Source organism: Burkholderia pulmonis (assembly GCF_984667975.1).
Genome location: NZ_OZ480186.1, coordinates 243,016 through 261,172, shown reverse-complemented (window position 1 = coordinate 261,172; position 18,157 = coordinate 243,016). Strand labels below are relative to the sequence as shown.

Sequence of the window (18,157 nt, the reverse complement as noted above, 5' to 3'; positions counted from 1 at the left end):
ATCAAATTCACGGGAATATTTCGGCACCCTATGCGTATCCATGCCGTTTGCCGACACAATCTGACTAAAAATGACGGATTCCGGCATCGGGCAGGAGAGGCCCGGCCGCCGCCCGGGGCGGCCCGAGCGATTCGCGCGGAAGAACACGCGGTCGAAGAAGAAGTCGACGGGGCAATGTACACGCACGCCGATGTCAAGCAGAAAAGCAAAAAGCCGGCACGAGGCCGGCTTTTTGTTTGCGATGCACAAGGCTGTATGCCCTGGAGGAAGCACAACGCTGCACCTGATGCGGCATTACTCTTCCTGTCTCAAGACGATCGAGCCTTTCGAATTCCGTTGGTGGAGCGGAGGAGGATCGAACTCCCGACCTTCGCATTGCGAACGAGATTTCGATCCACCTAGGCCTACCTGATCAAAGTTCTTGATTCCGGAGAGCTTTTTGGATGACAAAAAACAAATTAAAAATCAATCAGTTACCAAATATCCTTGACCACATGAAAATTTCAGTAGATTCGAGTATGCGCTGGGATTTCGTATCGTACCGAAAAAGTCCGTAGCCGAGTGGAGCAGATTTGGAGCGGCGACCGATGGGTAATCACGGCAGCAAAGGCAGTCCCAGCTCCTTGAGAAATTTGTTGTGCTGCTTGGTGCCCATCTCGATCTTCTTATCCAGCGAAAGCAGTTCAGCATGCACCGCCGCGAGGTCGATCTCCTCCTCATCCTCCGCCGTACTCACATAGCGCGAAATGTTCAGATTGAAATCGTTCTTCTCGATTTCCTCCATCCCCACTCGCCGCGAGTAGCGTGCCTCTTCCTTTCGGAACTGATAGGTGGCGATGATCTTGTCGACGTGCTCGGGCAGCAAGCGATTCTGCTTGCCCTTGTCGAAGTACTCAGCTGCGTTGATGAATAGCACGTCATCCGGCTTCTTGCACTTCTTCAACACCAGAATGCACACTGGAATGCCGGTGGAGAAGAACAGATTGGCGGGCAAGCCGATCACCGTGTCGATGTGGCCGTCCTTGAGTAGCTTGGTACGGATGCGCGCCTCCGCGCCACCTCGGAACAGCACGCCATGCGGCAAGATGATAGCCATCACGCCGTCTTGCTTCAGGAAATGGAAGCCGTGCAGCAGGAAGGCAAAGTCCGCAGCCGACTTGGGTGCCAAGCCGTAATTCTTGAACCGTACGTCCTCGACCAGCGCTTCGGTGGGTTCCCACCGGTAGCTGAAAGGCGGGTTGGCCACTACCGCGTCGAACTTTGGCATCTTGGCCGGGTTAGTCTCACGCAGCATGTCCCATTCGTTGAGCAGGGTATCGCCATGGAAGATCTCGAACTCCGAATCCTTCACCCCATGCAGCAGCATGTTCATGCGCGCCAGGTTGTAGGTGGTAATGTTCTTCTCCTGGCCATAAATCTTGCCGATCCCGTGCGGCCCCATTCGGTGGCGCACGTTGAGCAGCAATGATCCTGAGCCGCAGGCGAAGTCCATCACACTGTCCATATGTTTGCGTTGGCCGGTGGCCGGCTCCTGTCCATCCAACGTGACGATGGCCGACAGAATGCTGGATATACGTTGAGGCGTGTAGAACTCGCCGGCCTTCTTACCGGAGCCCGCGGCAAACTGGCCGATCAGGTATTCATAGGCGTCGCCCAAGGTGTCGCTGTCAGTAGAAAACTCCTTCAGCCCCTTGGCAATTTCGCTAATGATTTTGCACAAGCGCGCATTGCGCTCGTCGTAATTTTTTCCGAGCTTGTCGGAGGCCAGATTTATCTCGGAAAATAGCCCCCGGAACGTGCTGGCGAAAGATTCGGTTTCAATGTATCCGAAACCTTGTTGAAGGGTATCCAGCAGATACTTGCTCTGCTCACGCGCCATCTGCGCGATGTTGCCCCACAAGTACTGCGGCTCAATCACATAATGCACCTTGCGACGCATCTGTTTCTCGAACTCGGGCACGTCCTCTAGATTGCCCTCATACCAAAGCTGCAACGGCGTGGAAACCGAGCCGTCAACTTGAGCGGGGTAGTCTGGCCCCAGTTCCTTTTGGGCAGCGACCTCGTAGTTGTCAGACAGATAGCGCAGGAACAGGAAGGCAAGCATGTAATCGCGGAAGTCGTCCGCATTCATCGCACCGCGCAATTGATCGGCGATGGTCCAGAGGGTCTTGCCCAGCTTCTGCTTTTCGAACTCAGTCATGGCTTGCCTGCTGCCTGCTCAGGGAATAAATCGGGGTTGAAAGGATAGCGGTTCAGGAAGTCGTGCAGAATCTTCCTAAAGTAGGTCTTGTTTTCGTCCAGCATCTGCTGGGGCTCGAAAAGCGAATAGCTGCCGTGACTCAGAATGTTGATCAGGCGGGTGTGTAGGATGCCGTCCGGGTCGTCGTCCTCTTGCTTGATGCAAGCCGAGAAGTTCTTGTGACCGTGAAAGCTCGCCGTCTTCTCCAAAATCGTGCGCAGCATATTGAAGTGGTGGGTGAACAGCCTGTCTTCCTGCGCGGCCTGATACAGCTCAGCTAGGGCCGCGACGTGATGAAAGAACGGCGTGTCCCCCGTTTCCTCCCGCAACACGTAGCCGTTACCAGTTGAGTTCTTGTTGATGAAATACCTCTTGGCATTCTTCAACTCGTTGCACAGGACATTGAAGAACAGCGTGTGGTGTGTCGAAAGGACGGTCTTGAGCTTGCTGTCGGGCCGTTTGAGCAGTTGCGCCAAGTGGTTGGCCACGGCAATGGCGTTGTGCTCATCCAGCGACGAAATCGGATCGTCAATGTAAACGTATTTGACCCACTGATAAGCCTCTGCGCCGTCCAAGACCAATTGCACGATAGCGAGAAAGAAGCACCATACGAAGATGTTCTCCTCGCCGCGCGACACCTTGATGTTGTCGATGACCTGTCCGTCCACCGTGCGCGAGAAGCGCACAACCCATTCCTGCGTATCGATGCGAAAATCGAAATCCGCGTAACGCTGCAGCAGCGGGCGAATCCGGTTGTCCATCTCTAGCTCAGCCAAGCCGGCAAAGAAGCGCGAAGCCGCATTGAGCGTGAGCCTACGGTCACTGTCACCGTCGAGGTCGTTGTCCCAGTGGAAAAGGTCTTCGGTGAAGGCGTTGAAGTAGAGCGTGTCGCGTGCATCACCCTGCTTACCGATGTCCTTGAACGTCATGGACAGCCGCGTCTTTCCAGTGCCGTTGTAGGCATAGAACAGGATAGTCTTCTTGTTCTCCAATTCCTTTCGCAGCTGCACGGCCAGTGCAGGCAGGTCGGCAAACGCCTCGCCTAGCTTCATTCGTGCACCTCATCGAGCACCGGGAACAACTGCTGAATGAGGCTCTCTTTGTGGGCTTTTAGTGCGTCAATCCTGCCACTTTGGGCTGCGATAAGGTCGTCGACGGAAGAGAGGCATTCAGCGACTCTTTCTTGCTCAGACGGAGAAGGACATCGCAATGTGACCTTTGCGAAATCATCGTAGTACAGGCGCAACCTGTCCTCGGTCAAACCTCTCGAATATGCAGTAAGAACTTGAAGCGTTTCTGGCAGCTTCAGGAGAAAATAGTAAAAAAAGGGATTCACGCCAACCTGCGGTTTCAGCACGATGTAGGCAGGGCTGACCATGCAATCTTCAGGTGCCACCCCCAACGCACCCTGCCACATTCGCATCATGTTGTATGCGATATCCCCCTTTCGTACTATCTTGTTTCCACTGGACTCGGCCATATCCTCGATCCGGCGGTCTAGCGAAGAACGTGGGACCATTCCGTCGGTCATGGTCACCGAATATATCGGGAGTCTTGATTCCCCTTTTTCAGTTCTGTTCGAAAAGAGCTGACCGGCAGTGATGGTGGCCCATGCGCCATCCTTCCGAAACTCCGGAAAGCGAAGGCGTGGCGCAGCTTCGCCCATACGAGGGAAAAGCTGCTGCATCAGGCCTTTTTTGTGAGCCTTGAGGGTGTCGAGCCTCTGTGCTTCTGCCACGATCAGCTTTTCGAGTGAGGACAGGCAGTCGGCGATTTTCCTCTGCTCTTCGTGCTCTACAGGAAGGGGAATGCCTCTAGATAGGAAGACGCTATTCGAAATTTGGATAGTATTCTTCGCGCCCTTGTGGACTATAGGCTCCAGAAACTTTTTTGCCCGCAGAGGAGACTCAAAGTAACAATCTATAAGTACCCCAATGTGCTGATTAATTGGCTCAAAAACTCCGTAGAGCGGCGAAACAATTACCTCATTATCTTTTTTGCTTTGTTTGACTACGCCATAGGGAAAGTCACCCGTAGGGCTTTTCGTATAAATGACGTCGTATGGTTGGACTCGATTGTAGTTTGAGGTGTCCGCTGCAGAAAAACTCCGCCCCAAGTGCTCCTTTTGGTTGACGACACCCTTATTCACGGAAACGGAGTGGACCTCACATCTGCCGTCATCTTTCAATCCGTGCTCAGTAAGGACACTGCCCAAACTTGCATCGCTCCAAGTTCCAGCTTCATGGAACTCGGGGAATCGCACCCGTGGCAGCAGCCTACCCTTTTGGTTGTTCCGTTGGCTCATTGCGCCGGTTCCTTTATTGCTCATATGCGCTCAGCCCCGAAATCTCGCGTCCATGTGTGAGTTTGTGCAGTAGCGGCGTCAGGTCTTCCACCAGCGCCAACTCTTTTTGTGTACGTGCCTTCCAGCCTAGGCCCAACGGGGCCATCAACTCGCTCAGTGCTTCGCCGTCGAAGATACGTCGGCGAAGGACCTCATCCACAAAGGCTTGCAGCGATTCAGGCTCCAGCCCATGCTTGACGGCGATTTGATTGAGCTCACGAGTCTTTTTCTCAGCTTTGAAACGTTCATAACCGGCGCGGATTTGCTTTTCGTCCAGCGCCTCGCCCACCGGTAGACCACGAATGTATTCGGCAATGTCCTCGCGCTCGTCGATGAACTTGGCGTCGGACTGGATCAGGCCGATAAGCTGCTCGCGGTTAAGGGTGAGCTTGCCGGGCTTCTCCTGCGTCATGCGGGCGATCAGCCCCATGATGTAGTCGTAGTCGATGACGGCGGAAGCGAAGAGCACAAACTCGAAATCAAGCTGCTGCACCTCGGGCAGTGCCCGATCTCCTTCTTTGTCCTGCTGCTCCTTGAGCCGCTTGGCAGTCTCCAGATACACGCCTTTGAAACCTTGCAGATGCTCCGGTGGCGTGATCTGGCTGATCTGCGTTCTTTGCTCCTCGCTAAGGTCGGTGTACTGATCGAGCTGAGTCTTGAAGCGCTGCACTTCCTTGAACAGATTGACAAACTGGCTGCGCGCGGCGTCGCCCCTGAGGTTAGCAACCTCTTCCGGTACATTGGCCAGCCCCTGCGATTGCATGAAATCGGCCAGCTTCTGGGTGGCCGTCTGCAGACTGTCGATTACCTTTGGTGCAGGATCCACTAGCCAGATCTCGCGCGGATTGTCGGTCTTCTCGCCGGAAAAGAGCGTAATAGCTTCTTCCACGGGCTTTTGCTGCTGACGGAAGTCCAGAATGTTGCCGTACGGCTTGCTGTCGTTGAGCACGCGGTTGGTACGGGAGAACGCCTGAATCAGCCCGTGATGCTTGAGGTTCTTGTCCACGTACAGGGTATTGAGGTACTTGGAGTCGAAGCCAGTGAGCAGCATGTCCACCACAATGGTGATGTCGATCTTCTGGGCGTGCGGCAGATCGGCATTGGCATATTGCTGATCCTTAATGCGTTTTTGCACGTCCTGATAGTACAGATCGAACTCACCGATACGGTGGTTGGTACCACAGCGAGCGTTGTAGTCGGCAATGATGCGGGTGAGTGCGGCTTTCTTGCCTTCGGGGTCCTCTTGGTTGTCTTCCTTTTCCTGCGGCAGATCCTCTTGAATCTGCTGCACGTCCCTGTCTCCCTCGGCGGGCGGGGAAAATACGCATGCCACGTTTAGCGGCTGGAAGGTGTCGTCTTCTTCCAGCCTCTTGGCCTGAAGCGTTTTGAAAGCCTCGAAATACTCAATGGCGTCGTTGATGCGGGCGGTAGCCAGAACGGCGTTGAACTTGCGCTCGTTTGTGGCGGCATCGTGCTTGGCGAGGATTGTCTCGATGACCTTGGCCTTGTCCAAGCCTTCGCCAGGCTTGGGCGGGTTCTTGCCCTCGGGCTTGAAGTAATCCACGTGGAAGCGCAGGACGTTGCGGTCTTCGATGGCGTGGGTGATCGTGTACTGGTGCAGGCAGCGCTGAAAGAGGTCGTCCGTGGTGCGGTAGCTGGCCTGCTGCCCCTCAACCTGTTGGTAGCTGGCGTTCCGTTCGAAGATGGGCGTGCCGGTGAAGCCGAACAACTGGGCGTTGGGAAAGAACTCCTTGATGGCCTTATGGTTCTCACCGAATTGCGAACGGTGGCATTCGTCGAAGATGAATACCATGCGTTGGTTACGCAGTTGCTCAAGGCGCTCCTTGTAGTTGCGCTTATTGGTGCCGTCGAGCGCCAGCCCCAGCTTCTGGATGGTTGTGACGATGACCTTGTCCGCCTTCTCATCAGACAGCAGTCGGCGCACCAGCGTTTCGGTGTTGGTGTTCTCTTCAACGCACCCTTCCTGGAAGCGGTTGAATTCCTCTCGGGTCTGGCGATCCAGATCTTTGCGGTCCACCACGAACAAGCATTTGTCGATGTCCGGGTTGTCCTTGAGCAGGGTAGAGGCCTTGAACGAGGTGAGCGTCTTGCCGCTGCCTGTGGTGTGCCAGATGTAGCCATTGCCGCAGTTCTGGTGGATACAGTCCACAATGGCCTTGACGGCATAGATTTGGTACGGCCGCATCATGAGCAGCTTTTGCTCGCTGGCCACCAACACCATATAGCGGCTGATCATCTGCCCCAAGGTGCACTTAGCCAGAAATTTCTCGGCAAAGCTGTCCAGTTGCGTGATCTTCTTGTTGTCCTCGCTCGCGAACTGGTAAACAGGCAAGAAGCGTTCGTCAGCATTGAAGCTGAAGTGACGCGCGTTGTTGTTGGCGAAGTACCAGGTATCGGTGCGGTTGCTGACGATGAAGAGTTGGACGAAGCACAGCAGCGTCTTGCCGTACCCGTTGCCAGGGGCGCTTTTATAATCGACAATCTGCTGCATGGCCCGGCGCGGACTGACGTCCAGGGTTTTCAGCTCGATTTGCACCACCGGTACACCATTGATAAGCAGCATCACATCGTACCGGTGATGGCTGTTATCGGTGTTGATACGCAACTGATTCACCACCTCGAAGTCGTTCTTGCACCAGTCGCGGATGTTGACAAGGGTGTAGTTCAGCGGCGTTCCATCGTCGCGCTCGAAGCTATTGATGCTGCGCAGCGTCTGGGCGGCGTTGAAAACGTCGGTGGTGATGATGCCGTCGAGCAAGCGCTGAAACTCGCTGTCGGTCAGCCGTACTCGATTGAGCGCCTCGAACTTCGTGCGAAAGTTGGCTTCCAGAGCGGCGCGGTCGCGGATATCGGGCCGGTAGCTATATTTGAGGTCGCCGAGCTTGGCGATCAGGTCCTGTTCGATCTGATTTTCTGTCGAGGTCATGAATTTGTTCCTGCCGTAGATGGCCCGTTGGTTTGGCGGACAGTCCGCCCCGGGTAGTTCATCGAAACCACGTCAGGCGCGCCCTTTGGCTGCTTCATTCACGCTCTCCTTGATCCAATTCGGATCAACGACTCGCAGCATTTTTGCTTCCACGTGTCGCAGACCTTGGATTATATCGGTACAGCCCGGTACAATCGGTGCAATCAGCGCTTTGGCTGTCGCTTAACGGCCAGCTTTTTCCCAGACTGCATGAGCAGACCGTCAGACCGGAAGTAGCCCCGGCTGACGTTTCCGGGCAGAGCCAGCGACAGAGCACTGATGCCTCTTTGAGGCCGTTCTGCCGGCGGAGCAGGCCCCGGCGGAACGAAGAAAAACCTGCGAGGAAAACCATCGAGAAATCAACGGATCGATGGCGAGTACCGACTCAATGTACAGATGCGCGCGCGGACGCTTCCCTGAGAGGATAGCTGCAAGACCGGAACGAACACACAGCGCCGCACACCGCGACATCTGCACATACCCCTGGGCGCGGGGGCACCGTTGACGAATACGTACGTTTCCTTTTGCCACCTGACCCGTACGGCAGGCGATGGGGCGATTGCAGAAGGCGTACGTCCATGCAACGCTCCAAACCTCTGTTCGCTGCCAGTCACGCTGGCACCTCGCTCGCATATCTATCGTCGCTGTATCCGCCCGCCCTGTCCGTCGCACAGGTAGCAGAGATCACCAGCGAAGCCCCCCAGACAATCCGTAACCGGCTGAGCGCCGGCACATACCCTGTCCCGTCGTTCAAAGTCGGCCGGAAGCGCGCTTTTCGCCTAGTTGATGTTGCGGCATTCATTGATCGGCAATGTGCCGATGACCCGTCTAATCCCTCCAATCGGCCAGTCCGACGAGGCCGACCGACAAAGGTCCAACAAGTAGCGAAACTGCAAGCGCCGACGAGCGCTCCCCAATCCGGCCCCTCAGCCGGGTTGGCAGGGGGTGCGCGATGAACGTAAAGGTTCAAATCGACCCGTCGGCATGGCAAGCCGGATTTGACGCCGGCGAAGCGGGTCGCCCGATGACTCCGTGCCCGCAGAATCTTGACCCGTTTTCGTACTTTTCTGGATGGATCGAGGGTGACGCCAAGAGGCAGGGGTTCAAGCATAGCCTTGGAGGTGCGGCATGAAGAGCCTCCAGGTAGCCCACGATACGCTTGAAGAGCGCCCGAGCGAAGAGCCCGTTACCTACGGTCGAGTCGCTTCAGCTCCGGCTCACGCAACGACGACGTCGCGGGAAGAACGGCTGATCAAGTTCGGCCTATCAATTGAGTCGGAACCACCCTGTGGCGACGATATGACCTTCACGCATGCCGTCTTTTGCCAAGTCGGTCTTCCACGCGCCAAGGTGTTGGGGCGAGAGTTTGTGCGGCAATCCGGTTCTGTTTGGCTTAACGTGCAGGCAGGGCTCCTCGATGAAGGCAACGGACCAGTGGTCCAGCCCATTCCGTATGGAGCGATGCCACGCCTCGCGCTCGCGTGGGTAGCCGTTTCAACGGCGAGCCAAATAATGGCAGGTAGCAAGTCCGAACCACTTGCCGCCACGACACGCTCCAACTCCCCGGCTTCCGTTTGACGAGCAGACTCCGTGTCGGTTTCGGGAGCAGCGATCCGGCGGGTGCGTGCATTGTTGGCGGGTGGCTTGCGCACCAGCTCGAGGGGATTGAGCAGACTTTCCATGCCCCATTCCTTCCGGGCAATGCTGAAGACATGGGAGAGGACAGCGAGGCGCCGCACCACGCTGGCTGGCTTCAGTGGAGGATTGGTCTGTTTCAACCAATCGTCCCTCAGTTTGGCAATGTCCGCGCTACGTACCGAAGCCATTGGCCTGGAAGCGATGACCGTGCTCTTCCACATGCGCAGCAGAGACGCCTCCTGCACGTAGCCCTTCTTGGAGGCGGCGATTTCGCGATCGTATCGATCGAGCGCTTCCGCGAGCGTGGTCGATTCCGCTTCGGCCCGGCTGACGAAGACGCCGCGATCGATCTCCGACTCGATCAGTCGAGCCCAAGCCTCTGCTTCAGCTCGCGTGTTGAACGTCTTGATCTGTACCGGGTAGCCCTTGCGGCGAACGCGAGCCTGCCACTGAAGATCGCCTCGACGGGTGATAGATGCCATTCACTGCTCCTTAAGTGTTGCGTCCAAGGCTTCGACAGCCCAAGTGGCGCAAAATTGGCGCAATAAATCGAATCTACCAAAGAAAAAGGGCCTAGCCATCGGCTAAGCCCTTGATTCTATTGGTGGAGCGGAGGAGGATCGAACTCCCGACCTTCGCATTGCGAACGCGACGCTCTCCCAGCTGAGCTACCGCCCCAACAGTCAATCATCATACACACGCATTTCCGCGCTTGGCAATAGGGGTTACGTCACCCCTGAAGCGTCACTTTGACGGTGCGCCGGCCAGCACCCATTCGACCACCGAACGGACATCGGCATCGCTCATCCGCGGATGCGCGGGCATCGGAATCGCGCCCCAGACACCCGAGCCGCCCTCCTTCACCTTCTTCGACAGTTTCGCGACGGCCTGCGGATCGGACTTGTAGCGGGCGGCGATTTCCTTGAACGACGGGCCGACGAGCTTGCGGTCGACTGCGTGGCAGCCCATGCAGGCGTTGCCGCGCGCAACCTTCAGGCCGTCGCCGACATCCGCATGGGCAACGCCCAGCGTGCCGGCCACGAGCGCCGCGGCCGCGGCGCCCTGTGCAACCCACCGTTTCATCTGCTTCATCTTCACGATCTTCATTGCACCGGCGCCTTCGGGTTGCCCGGATGCACGCTCGACGAATTCGAGATCGGTGCGGGTGACTGCAACGGCGTCGATTGCACCGACGCATCGGGCACCGCGCCGACCGTCGCGCTGTCCGCCGGTGCGGCGGCAGCCTGCGCGCCGGATGCGCCGCTCGCGGGCGATGCGTCCTGCAGCGCCTGCGCGTCCTGCGGCTTCACGTACTGGAACACCTTCACGACCTTCTCGACGCCCGGCACCTGGCTCGCGGCTTCCGCGCCGCGATTGCCTTCGTCCACCGTCACGAGGCCCATCAGGTAAAGATTGCCGCGCTCGCTGACGACCTTGTAGTAGTTCGCCGAGATACCCTTCGTCGCGATCAGCTCCGACTTCACGCGCCCTTCGAGGTACGAGTCGTTCGCGCGCGACGATAGCGACGATGCCGGCTCGACCGACAGCTCGTTGACGATGCCGTTCACGTTGTTGATGCCGCGCACGATTTCCTCGGCGCGCTGCTTCGACGCATCGTTCGGCACTTCGCCCGTCAGCAGCACGCGGCGGTTGTACACCGTCACGTTCACGTGCGACTGGTCGGGCAGCCCGTTGTTGATCTGCGTGAGCGACTTGACCTGGATCTCGCGATCCTCCGTCTGCGCGCCGAGCGTACGGCGATCGGTTGCGATCAGCGCGCCGCCGCCGGCCGCTGCGCCCACGACCCCGAGCACACAACCCTGCAGCGACACGGCGAGGCCCGCCGTCAGCGCGGCGAGCAGCGTGGTTCTGACGAGCGTCTGTTTGACGCGGCTTTGATTCATCGACGGCTCTCCTTCGTTCAATCCTCACCCAGCAGCATCGCGTCGATGCCGTCGCACAGGCAGTGGATGGTCAGCAGATGGACTTCGTGGATGCGTGCCGCACGAACGGCGTGCACGCTGATCGGAATATCGGTATCGGACAGCGCGGCCGCGACTGCCTGGCCGTTGCCGCCCGTCAGTGCGACGACGGTCATCTCGCGCTCGTGCGCCTCTTCGATCGCCGCCAGCACGCGCGACGACGCACCGCCCGAATCGAGCACCAGCAGGATGTCGCCGGTCTGGCCGAGCACGCGCACCTGCTGCGCGAACAGTTGCTCGGCGGCCATCGCCCCCATGAGACCGGCCTGCGACGCATCGGTGGCCAGCGCGATCGCGGGCAGGCCCGGACGCTCGCGCTCGAAACCGCCGACGAGCGACGCGGCGAGATACTGCGCGGCGGCGGCCGACAGGCCGTCACCGCACGCGATGATCTTGTTCCCGTTCGCCAGCGCGGCGAACATCGCATCGACCGCGGCTGCGATCGGCAACGACAGCGCGTCGGCCGCTTCGGCGTGAAGCGCGGCGCTGTCGTGGAATTGTTGCTGAATACGTTCGACTGACATCGATTCCTGGTGAACTGGGCGCGTGGCACATGTCGCGCGACATCGTGGGTGCGGCGAGTTTACCGTACTCCGGCACCCACTCCGGGGGTCCGGCAAGAACTCTTTACATCTCGTCACAGCTCGCGCCTACGCATCGTCGGTACGAAATGCGTCGCGCAGCCACGCGAGCCGCCCGGCCTCGAACGCGACGACGTCGAACCGGCACGCGGCACCGGCACCGTGTCGCGCCCAGAACTGCAGCGCCGCCGCGACCAGACGCCGCCGCTTGCGCCAGCCGACACTCGCGGCCGCGCCGCCGTGGCGGGTGCTGCGCCGCGCGCGCACTTCGACGAACACGAGCATGCCGTCGGGCTCGCGCATTACGAGATCGAGCTCGCCGCCTCGCATCGTTACGTTCGCGGCGACGAACCCGAGACCGCGTCGCTCGAGAAACTGCCGCGCCTGCTGCTCGAACGCCGCGCCGACCGGTTTGGATCGCGCCGCGCCGGAAAAGTTGTCGCCAGCGCGCGGCAAACCTCGTGCGCCATCCTGCCGTGCCGGCGCCGCGTGGCACAATGCCGTCCTTGTTCCGCTTGCGCCGCGATTGCGTGCATTGCCTGCCATGACTGCCCTCCTCGAACTCGCGCACACGCAGCACTATCCGGACGCCGCGCTCTACGTGGTCGCCACGCCGATCGGCAATACGGCCGACATCACGCTGCGCGCGCTGCACGTGCTCGGCCTCGCCGACCGCATCGCGGCCGAAGACACCCGCAACACGGGCCAGCTGCTCGCCCGCTACGGGATCTCGAAGCCGCTCCTCGCCGTACACGAGCACAACGAACGCGAAGCGGCGCAGCGCGTGATCGAACTGCTGCGCGGCGGCGAACGCGTGGCCTATGTGTCGGACGCCGGCACGCCCGGCATCTCGGACCCCGGCGCACGGCTCGTCGACGCGGTACGCGCCGCGAGCTTCGCGGTAATCCCGCTGCCGGGCGCGAGCGCGGCCGTGACCGCGCTGAGCGTGGCCGGCGACTGGGCCGGCGCGTTCACGTTCGCGGGCTTCCTGCCGCCGAAGGCCAGGCAGCGCGCGACCGCGCTGCAGGCGCTGGTGTCGCACCCGTATGCGCTGGTGTTCTACGAAGCCCCGCACCGGATCGCCGAAACCGTCGCCGCGCTCGCCGACGCGTTCGGCCCCGCGCGCCGGCTGCTGATTGCGCGCGAGCTCACCAAGCTACACGAGCAGCTGTTCCAGGGCACCCTGGCCGAAGGACAGACCTGGCTTGCCGGCGATGCGAATCGTCAGCGCGGCGAGTTCGTGCTGGTCGTCGAAGGTGCGCCGGCGTCGAGCGGCGAGGCCGACGACACCGCGCACGACGCGCTGCTCAGGCTGCTGCTGGAAGAAGTGCCGGTGAAGAGTGCGGCCAGGCTCGCGGCCGCGCTGACGGGCGCATCGCGCAACACGCTGTATGCGCGTGCGCTCGTGCTGAAGGAAGGCTGACGCGCGGGCCTGCCGCGCAGAAACGACAAAGGGCTGCCGAAAGGCAGCCCTTTGTGCATGAGCGGACGATCCGCCGCGTTACTTCGCCGAGATCGACGCGAACATTTCGTCGCGTGCCTCGCGCGCTTCCTGCGGCGACAGCCCTTCGATCTTCACGCGGCCCGTGCCGGCGTGCACGAGACCGATCACCTTGGCGGCGGCATACGACAGGTCGAGCACGCGGCCGCGCTTGAACGGCCCGCGATCGTTGACCTTCACGACGACCCACTTGCCGGTCGACGCGTTCGTCACCTTGATGTACGACGACAGCGGCAGCGTGCGGTGCGCGGCGGTGAACGCGTTCATGTTGAAGCGCTCGCCGTTCGCGGTGCGGCGGCCGTGGAAATCCCGCCCGTACCACGATGCGCGGCCGGTCTGGCGGAAATCGGACACATCCTTGCCGTCGATCGGCTCGGCGTCAGCCAGCGACGACTGCTTCGCGTCCTTGCTGTCGGCAGCCGGCATCGATGCCAGCGCGGAATCGAAACTGAGTTGCTGCTTGTCGTCGTCCGCCTTCGCGGCAGCGGCCGTCTTGTCGACCGCCTTCTTCTGGTTCGCGCTGCTGGTGGTCTGGCTGGGTGGCACCGCACAGCCCGTCAGCGCAAAAAACAATGCAATGGTCCCGAGTCGACTCGGAAAACGTAAATTCATCGACGTGTCGCCTTCTGGTTCGGGCCGCTACATCACAACGCTGCGTCACTACGCAGACACGCGGCCCGGACGGCAAATGCGTGCACGCCCCGCTCGGATGCGAGCAGGCGGCTAGCATGGGCGCGGCGTTCGTCTAGGCCGCAACCGTCCTGATTAGTTTTCACGTCTGGCGCAACCTGTCCCCAACAGCCTGACCAGACCCCACATGCCGCCATCGAACATGGCTTCACGTTCGCGCGCGTCGATACGACCAACGCACAGGAACGGCGGCACAGGCCTCATCCGGCGGCGCGGCAGCAGGGCCGCAGGCGGGCGCGCAGCACCCGGCCGGAGAAGACGTGAGCACCGAATGCTCGGTGCTGGATACACCGCCGGACTCCCCGGCGGCTGATGCTTGACGGTGAATCGGACGCCGCATTTAACGGGGCCGAAACACCAGCGAATTGCGTGAAATTCACGTGCAATGGGGCGCATTATACATAAATCAAAAGGTCACCCCGAAAAGCACCCCCGGCGGACCATTGATTCTCACTATGGCTGTAACAATCGACATGCTCCGGGAATGCCCTCATCCGCGCGCCGCGCCGTGCACCGCACGAACGGCAGGCCGCTCGCACGACCGGTACAATCGCTCCTTTTAGCAGCCGGTGCTCCCATGAAAGTCACGCTCATTCCGGTCACGCCGTTCCAGCAGAACTGCTCGCTGCTCGTCTGCGAAAAGACGGGCCGCGCCGCCGTCGTCGATCCGGGCGGCGATCTCGACCGGATCGAACAGGAAGTCGCGCGACAGAACGTGCAGGTCGAGAAGGTGCTGCTCACCCACGGGCACATCGATCACTGCGCGGGCGCGAAGACGCTCGCGACGCATTACGGCGTGCCGATCGAAGGGCCGCAGGAAGAGGAACGCTTCTGGATCGAGAAGCTGCCGATGCAGAGCGAACGCTTCGGCTTTCCCGCCGCCGACATCTTCGAGCCCGACCACTGGCTGAACGACGGCGATACCGTGCAGTTCGGCGACGAGACGCTCGAGGTCTACCACTGCCCGGGCCACACGCCCGGCCACGTCGTGTTCTTCAGCCGCGAACATCGCGTCGCGATCGTCGGCGACGTGCTGTTCGCCGGCTCGATCGGCCGGACCGATTTCCCGCGCGGCAATCACGAGGATCTCGTCCGTTCGATCAAGGAAAAGCTGTGGCCGCTCGGCGACGACGTCACGTTCGTGCCGGGCCACGGCCCCGTGTCGACGTTCGGCGACGAGCGCCGCACGAATCCGTTCGTGTCCGACAAGGTATTCGGATGAACCAGACCGCCATCCCGGAAATTTACGTCAGCACCGACGTCGAGGCCGACGGCCCGATCCCCGGCCCGCACTCGATGCTGAGCTTCGCGTCGGCCGCCTATACCGAGGACAAGCAACTGATCGCGACGTTCTCGGCGAACCTCGAGACGCTGCCCGGCGCGCAGGCACACCCGGTGCAGGAAGCCTGGTGGAAGACGGAACCCGAAGCATGGGCCGCGTGCCGGCGCGACCTGCAGGCGCCCGAAGCGGCGCTGCTCGCGTATGTCGACTGGGTCGAGGCGCTGCCCGGCAAGCCCGTGTTCGTCGCGATGCCGGCCGGTTTCGATTTCACGTTCATGTTCTGGTACATGATGCGCTTCGCGGGGCGCTGCCCGTTCTCGTGGTCCGCGCTCGACATCAAGACGCTCGCGTTCGCGATGACGGGCCTGCCGTACCGCAAGGCGATCAAGCCGCGCTTTCCGAAGCACTGGTTCGACGACCATCCGCATACGCACGTCGCGCTCGACGATGCGATCGAGCAAGGTGCGCTGTTCTGCAACATGCTCGCCGACCTGCGCCGGCAGCAGGCCGCGCTCGCCGGCCTCGCCGTATCGGACACCGATCGGTCGGAAAATGCGGCAGCGGGACAAAATCCCACGGATCCACGGGCAAATTAGCGAATCTCGCTCAGCTGCGCCACGCCAGATTGCCTTTCCTTCCCCGGCCCTCTACCATTCAGCATGTTGTTGCTGCCGCATGGAGGCGCAGGTGACGCTCGATTCCTTTTCGCAAAAAATCCTTCGCCTGTTGCAGCTCGACGCGCGCCGTTCCGTACAGGAAATCTCCGACCAGGTCGGCCTGTCGAGCACGCCGTGCTGGCGCCGCATCAAGGACATGGAACAGTCAGGCGTGATCCAGCGCTACACGGCGCTGCTCGATCGCGAGAAGCTCGGCCTGCACGTGTGCGCGCTCGCGCACGTGCACCTGACGCGCCACAACGAAGGCGGCGTCGAGCAGTTCGAACGCGAGATCGCGACCTGCCCGGAAGTCACCGAGTGCTACAGCACGACCGGTGAAGCCGATTACATCCTCAAGATCGTCGCGCCGGACATCAAGGCCTACGACGTGTTCCTGCACGAACGCATCTTCAAGATCCCGGCCGTATCGCAGGTGCGCACGAGCGTCGTGCTGCGCGAAATCAAGTTCGACACGCAACTGCCGCTGTAACGCGCGGGCCCGCACGGCCGGCCCGCGCTCGCGGTTGCCGGCCGCCGGTCATGGTTGCCCGGGCAGCGCGCGCGTGAAGCCGATCCGGCGCGCGCCGAACTCGCGCTTCAACGCGTCGACGTCGAGCCGGCCGGCCAGCGCCGCGTCGGTGTCGCGCGGATCGCTGGCGAGCGTCACGTCGATTTCGAGCCCCGTACTCAGGTAATGCAGGTTGACTGTCGCCGCATGCAGCCCACGCTGCGCGAGCGCGGCATCGAGCCGTGCCGCGATCTCGCCGCGCGGCGGCAGCGCGAGCGCCGGACGGCGCGCTGCGTCGTTCTCCGGGTCGACGTGGATCAGCGCATCGAGCACGCGCGGGTCGGACAGCACGCGCGCCCGCGCGGTCTCGGCGATGTAATGCCCTTCCGACACGGAGATCTTCGGATCGACGAGGATGTGCGCGTCGACGAGCGCGGCATCGCCCATCTTGCGGGTGCGCAGGTCGTGCACGTCGCGCACGCCGGGCGTCGCGGCGAGCAGCGCGCGAATCTCGGCCGTGTCGGCCGTATCGAGCGCGCGGTCGGAGAGGTCCTGCAATGCGTCATAGCCGAACGTCCAGCCCATGCGCGCGACCATGAAACCGACGATCGCCGCCGCGATCGGGTCGAGCAGCTTCACGCCGGCCAGGCTGCCGACGATGCCGATCGCGACCACGAGCGACGACGCGGCGTCCGAACGCGCATGCCATGCGTTCGCGACGAGCATCGCCGAGCGCACGCGCCGCGCCTCGCGCAGCATGTAGCGAAACAGCGCCTCTTTCGATACGAGCACCGTCAGCGCAACGAGCAGCGCGGAAAAATGGACGGCCGGAATGTTTTCGAGATTAACGAGTCGGTCGCCGGCACGCCAGAGCATGCCGATCCCGACCGCAATCAGGATCGCGCCGAGAAACAATGACGCGACCGTCTCGTAACGGCTATGGCCGTAATTGTGGTCGGCATCCGGCGATGCACCACTATGGCGATTCGCAACCAGGACGACAAAATCCGAGATCAAATCGGAAATCGAATGCACACCGTCAGCAATCAATGCCTGCGAATGCGCAATCGTGCCGACGACGATCTGAAATGTCGCCAGCACGACATTCAGCACAATACTGACGAGCGTGCTCTTGCGCGCAACCGCGTGCTTATCTGCGCTCTGCGCGTCGCCGGAAAACGTGGACATGAAATATGAGATATCGGTGTGCGATACGCAATTCTATCAAAGGCGCCCCGCAACCCCATCCAATACCCACAAATTCCTCATTTAAATCAATCGCTTATAAGAACGTGTCGCATTTTCATTCACATCGAATTCTTACATTTTCGTGACATTTCGATGTGCCTGCCGGCGCCCGGAAACAAAAAAGCCGCGCTCCTTGACGGACACGCGGCTCTTTTGAAGAGCAGACAACTTAAACAAACGTTTAAATCGCAAACTGTTCGCGGTTCTTGCCGGCGATCCAGCGCGGCGGCTTGCCGCGGCCCGACCACGTCGCGCCCGTTTCCGGATCACGGTATTTCGCGGCCACGCCTGCGCGCGGACGGCCAACCTTACCTGCCTTCGCGCGGCTGAGACCGAGTTCGGCGAGCGAAAAGCCATAGTCGGCGATTTTCTGCTTCACGTCATTCAGCACTTCAGCGTATTCACGCGACTTTGCTTCTTCGATTTGCTTCTCCAGCTTCTCCCGCTGGGCCAGCAGGTCCTTGTAAGAAGACATAGTTTCCCTTTCTATCTATCTGAACAA

The 18,157-nt window shown here is 60.5% G+C and carries 16 protein-coding genes and 1 tRNA gene; 4 read left to right on the top strand and 13 right to left on the bottom strand.

Features of this window, described 5'->3' with window-relative positions; genetic code table 11:
* Nucleotides 1–595 precede the first annotated feature (595 nt).
* The 10 genes from AC5LXK_RS01200 to AC5LXK_RS01155 form a co-directional block, all read right to left on the bottom strand.
* Nucleotides 596–2,200, bottom strand: a complete 1,605-nt coding sequence (locus AC5LXK_RS01200) for a type I restriction-modification system subunit M (RefSeq protein WP_493390001.1) — start codon at nt 2,198–2,200, stop codon at nt 596–598.
* Nucleotides 2,197–3,291 carry an AAA family ATPase gene (locus AC5LXK_RS01195; RefSeq protein ID WP_493390000.1) on the bottom strand — a complete coding sequence of 365 codons (1,095 nt, stop codon included), beginning with the start codon at nt 3,289–3,291 and terminating at the stop codon, nt 2,197–2,199. Before AC5LXK_RS01195 ends, AC5LXK_RS01200 begins: the two co-directional genes overlap by 4 nt.
* Entirely contained in the window at nt 3,288–4,544 is a 1,257-nt protein-coding gene (locus AC5LXK_RS01190; RefSeq protein WP_493389999.1) for a restriction endonuclease subunit S, read from the bottom strand. Before AC5LXK_RS01190 ends, AC5LXK_RS01195 begins: the two co-directional genes overlap by 4 nt.
* Nucleotides 4,545–4,557: 13 nt before the next feature.
* Nucleotides 4,558–7,530 (bottom strand): type I restriction endonuclease subunit R, encoded by a 2,973-nt coding sequence (locus AC5LXK_RS01185; RefSeq protein WP_493389998.1) that lies wholly within the window; start codon nt 7,528–7,530, stop codon nt 4,558–4,560.
* Nucleotides 7,531–8,786: 1,256 nt separating this feature from the next.
* Nucleotides 8,787–9,689: a site-specific integrase gene (locus AC5LXK_RS01180; protein ID WP_493389997.1), complete on the bottom strand. Its 903-nt coding sequence runs from the start codon at nt 9,687–9,689 to the stop codon at nt 8,787–8,789.
* 120 nt (nt 9,690–9,809) lie between these two features.
* Nucleotides 9,810–9,885, bottom strand: a tRNA-Ala gene (locus tag AC5LXK_RS01175).
* Nucleotides 9,886–9,951: 66 nt separating this feature from the next.
* Nucleotides 9,952–10,314, bottom strand: coding sequence for a c-type cytochrome (locus AC5LXK_RS01170; protein WP_493389996.1), 363 nt, complete (start codon nt 10,312–10,314; stop codon nt 9,952–9,954).
* On the bottom strand, nt 10,311–11,111 hold the full coding sequence (locus AC5LXK_RS01165; protein WP_493389995.1) for a BON domain-containing protein: 801 nt from the start codon (nt 11,109–11,111) through the stop codon (nt 10,311–10,313). Before AC5LXK_RS01165 ends, AC5LXK_RS01170 begins: the two co-directional genes overlap by 4 nt.
* 17 nt (nt 11,112–11,128) lie before the next feature.
* Entirely contained in the window at nt 11,129–11,713 is a 585-nt protein-coding gene (locus tag AC5LXK_RS01160) for an SIS domain-containing protein (protein WP_493389994.1), read from the bottom strand.
* Between the two features lie 126 nt (nt 11,714–11,839).
* Nucleotides 11,840–12,268 (bottom strand): YraN family protein, encoded by a 429-nt coding sequence (locus AC5LXK_RS01155; protein ID WP_493391168.1) that lies wholly within the window; start codon nt 12,266–12,268, stop codon nt 11,840–11,842.
* A gap of 46 nt (nt 12,269–12,314) precedes the next feature.
* On the opposite strand from AC5LXK_RS01155, the gene rsmI reads away from it, so the two are divergent.
* Entirely contained in the window at nt 12,315–13,193 is an 879-nt protein-coding gene (rsmI, locus tag AC5LXK_RS01150) for a 16S rRNA (cytidine(1402)-2'-O)-methyltransferase (RefSeq protein ID WP_493389993.1), read from the top strand.
* Between the two features lie 78 nt (nt 13,194–13,271).
* Here the strand turns inward: rsmI and AC5LXK_RS01145 are convergent, their stop codons facing one another.
* Nucleotides 13,272–13,883, bottom strand: a complete 612-nt coding sequence (locus AC5LXK_RS01145) for a septal ring lytic transglycosylase RlpA family protein (protein ID WP_493389992.1) — start codon at nt 13,881–13,883, stop codon at nt 13,272–13,274.
* A 655-nt stretch (nt 13,884–14,538) separates the two neighbouring features.
* Here AC5LXK_RS01145 and AC5LXK_RS01140 point away from each other — a divergent pair.
* The 3 genes from AC5LXK_RS01140 (at nt 14,539) to AC5LXK_RS01130 (ending at nt 16,389) form a co-directional block, all read left to right on the top strand.
* Nucleotides 14,539–15,183, top strand: a complete 645-nt coding sequence (locus AC5LXK_RS01140) for an MBL fold metallo-hydrolase (RefSeq protein WP_493389991.1) — start codon at nt 14,539–14,541, stop codon at nt 15,181–15,183.
* Nucleotides 15,180–15,839: a 3'-5' exonuclease family protein gene (locus AC5LXK_RS01135; protein ID WP_493389990.1), complete on the top strand. Its 660-nt coding sequence runs from the start codon at nt 15,180–15,182 to the stop codon at nt 15,837–15,839. Before AC5LXK_RS01140 ends, AC5LXK_RS01135 begins: the two co-directional genes overlap by 4 nt.
* A 79-nt stretch (nt 15,840–15,918) precedes the next feature.
* On the top strand, nt 15,919–16,389 hold the full coding sequence (locus AC5LXK_RS01130; RefSeq protein WP_006477376.1) for an Lrp/AsnC family transcriptional regulator: 471 nt from the start codon (nt 15,919–15,921) through the stop codon (nt 16,387–16,389).
* A 48-nt stretch (nt 16,390–16,437) separates the two neighbouring features.
* Here the strand turns inward: AC5LXK_RS01130 and AC5LXK_RS01125 are convergent, their stop codons facing one another.
* Both AC5LXK_RS01125 and AC5LXK_RS01120 read right to left on the bottom strand, forming a co-directional pair.
* Nucleotides 16,438–17,595: a cation diffusion facilitator family transporter gene (locus AC5LXK_RS01125; RefSeq protein ID WP_493389989.1), complete on the bottom strand. Its 1,158-nt coding sequence runs from the start codon at nt 17,593–17,595 to the stop codon at nt 16,438–16,440.
* Nucleotides 17,596–17,836: 241 nt separating this feature from the next.
* Nucleotides 17,837–18,130 (bottom strand): H-NS histone family protein, encoded by a 294-nt coding sequence (locus AC5LXK_RS01120; RefSeq protein WP_006491875.1) that lies wholly within the window; start codon nt 18,128–18,130, stop codon nt 17,837–17,839.
* Nucleotides 18,131–18,157 lie beyond the last annotated feature (27 nt).

Excerpts from the sequence above, each read along its gene's own strand:
- AC5LXK_RS01180 (WP_493389997.1), bottom strand. The coding sequence starts at position 9,689 with ATGGCATCTATCACCCGTCGAGGCGATCTTCAGTGGCAGGCTCGCGTT.
- AC5LXK_RS01165 (WP_493389995.1), bottom strand. The coding sequence starts at position 11,111 with ATGAATCAAAGCCGCGTCAAACAGACGCTCGTCAGAACCACGCTGCTC.
- AC5LXK_RS01200 (WP_493390001.1), bottom strand. The coding sequence starts at position 2,200 with ATGACTGAGTTCGAAAAGCAGAAGCTGGGCAAGACCCTCTGGACCATC.
- AC5LXK_RS01190 (WP_493389999.1), bottom strand. The coding sequence starts at position 4,544 with ATGAGCCAACGGAACAACCAAAAGGGTAGGCTGCTGCCACGGGTGCGA.
- AC5LXK_RS01170 (WP_493389996.1), bottom strand. The coding sequence starts at position 10,314 with ATGAAGATCGTGAAGATGAAGCAGATGAAACGGTGGGTTGCACAGGGC.
- AC5LXK_RS01145 (WP_493389992.1), bottom strand. The coding sequence starts at position 13,883 with ATGAATTTACGTTTTCCGAGTCGACTCGGGACCATTGCATTGTTTTTT.
- AC5LXK_RS01130 (WP_006477376.1), top strand. The coding sequence starts at position 15,919 with ATGGAGGCGCAGGTGACGCTCGATTCCTTTTCGCAAAAAATCCTTCGC.
- AC5LXK_RS01135 (WP_493389990.1), top strand. The coding sequence starts at position 15,180 with ATGAACCAGACCGCCATCCCGGAAATTTACGTCAGCACCGACGTCGAG.
- AC5LXK_RS01125 (WP_493389989.1), bottom strand. The coding sequence starts at position 17,595 with ATGTCCACGTTTTCCGGCGACGCGCAGAGCGCAGATAAGCACGCGGTT.
- AC5LXK_RS01160 (WP_493389994.1), bottom strand. The coding sequence starts at position 11,713 with ATGTCAGTCGAACGTATTCAGCAACAATTCCACGACAGCGCCGCGCTT.
- AC5LXK_RS01140 (WP_493389991.1), top strand. The coding sequence starts at position 14,539 with ATGAAAGTCACGCTCATTCCGGTCACGCCGTTCCAGCAGAACTGCTCG.
- AC5LXK_RS01185 (WP_493389998.1), bottom strand. The coding sequence starts at position 7,530 with ATGACCTCGACAGAAAATCAGATCGAACAGGACCTGATCGCCAAGCTC.
- AC5LXK_RS01120 (WP_006491875.1), bottom strand. The coding sequence starts at position 18,130 with ATGTCTTCTTACAAGGACCTGCTGGCCCAGCGGGAGAAGCTGGAGAAG.
- AC5LXK_RS01195 (WP_493390000.1), bottom strand. The coding sequence starts at position 3,291 with ATGAAGCTAGGCGAGGCGTTTGCCGACCTGCCTGCACTGGCCGTGCAG.
- rsmI (WP_493389993.1), top strand. The coding sequence starts at position 12,315 with ATGACTGCCCTCCTCGAACTCGCGCACACGCAGCACTATCCGGACGCC.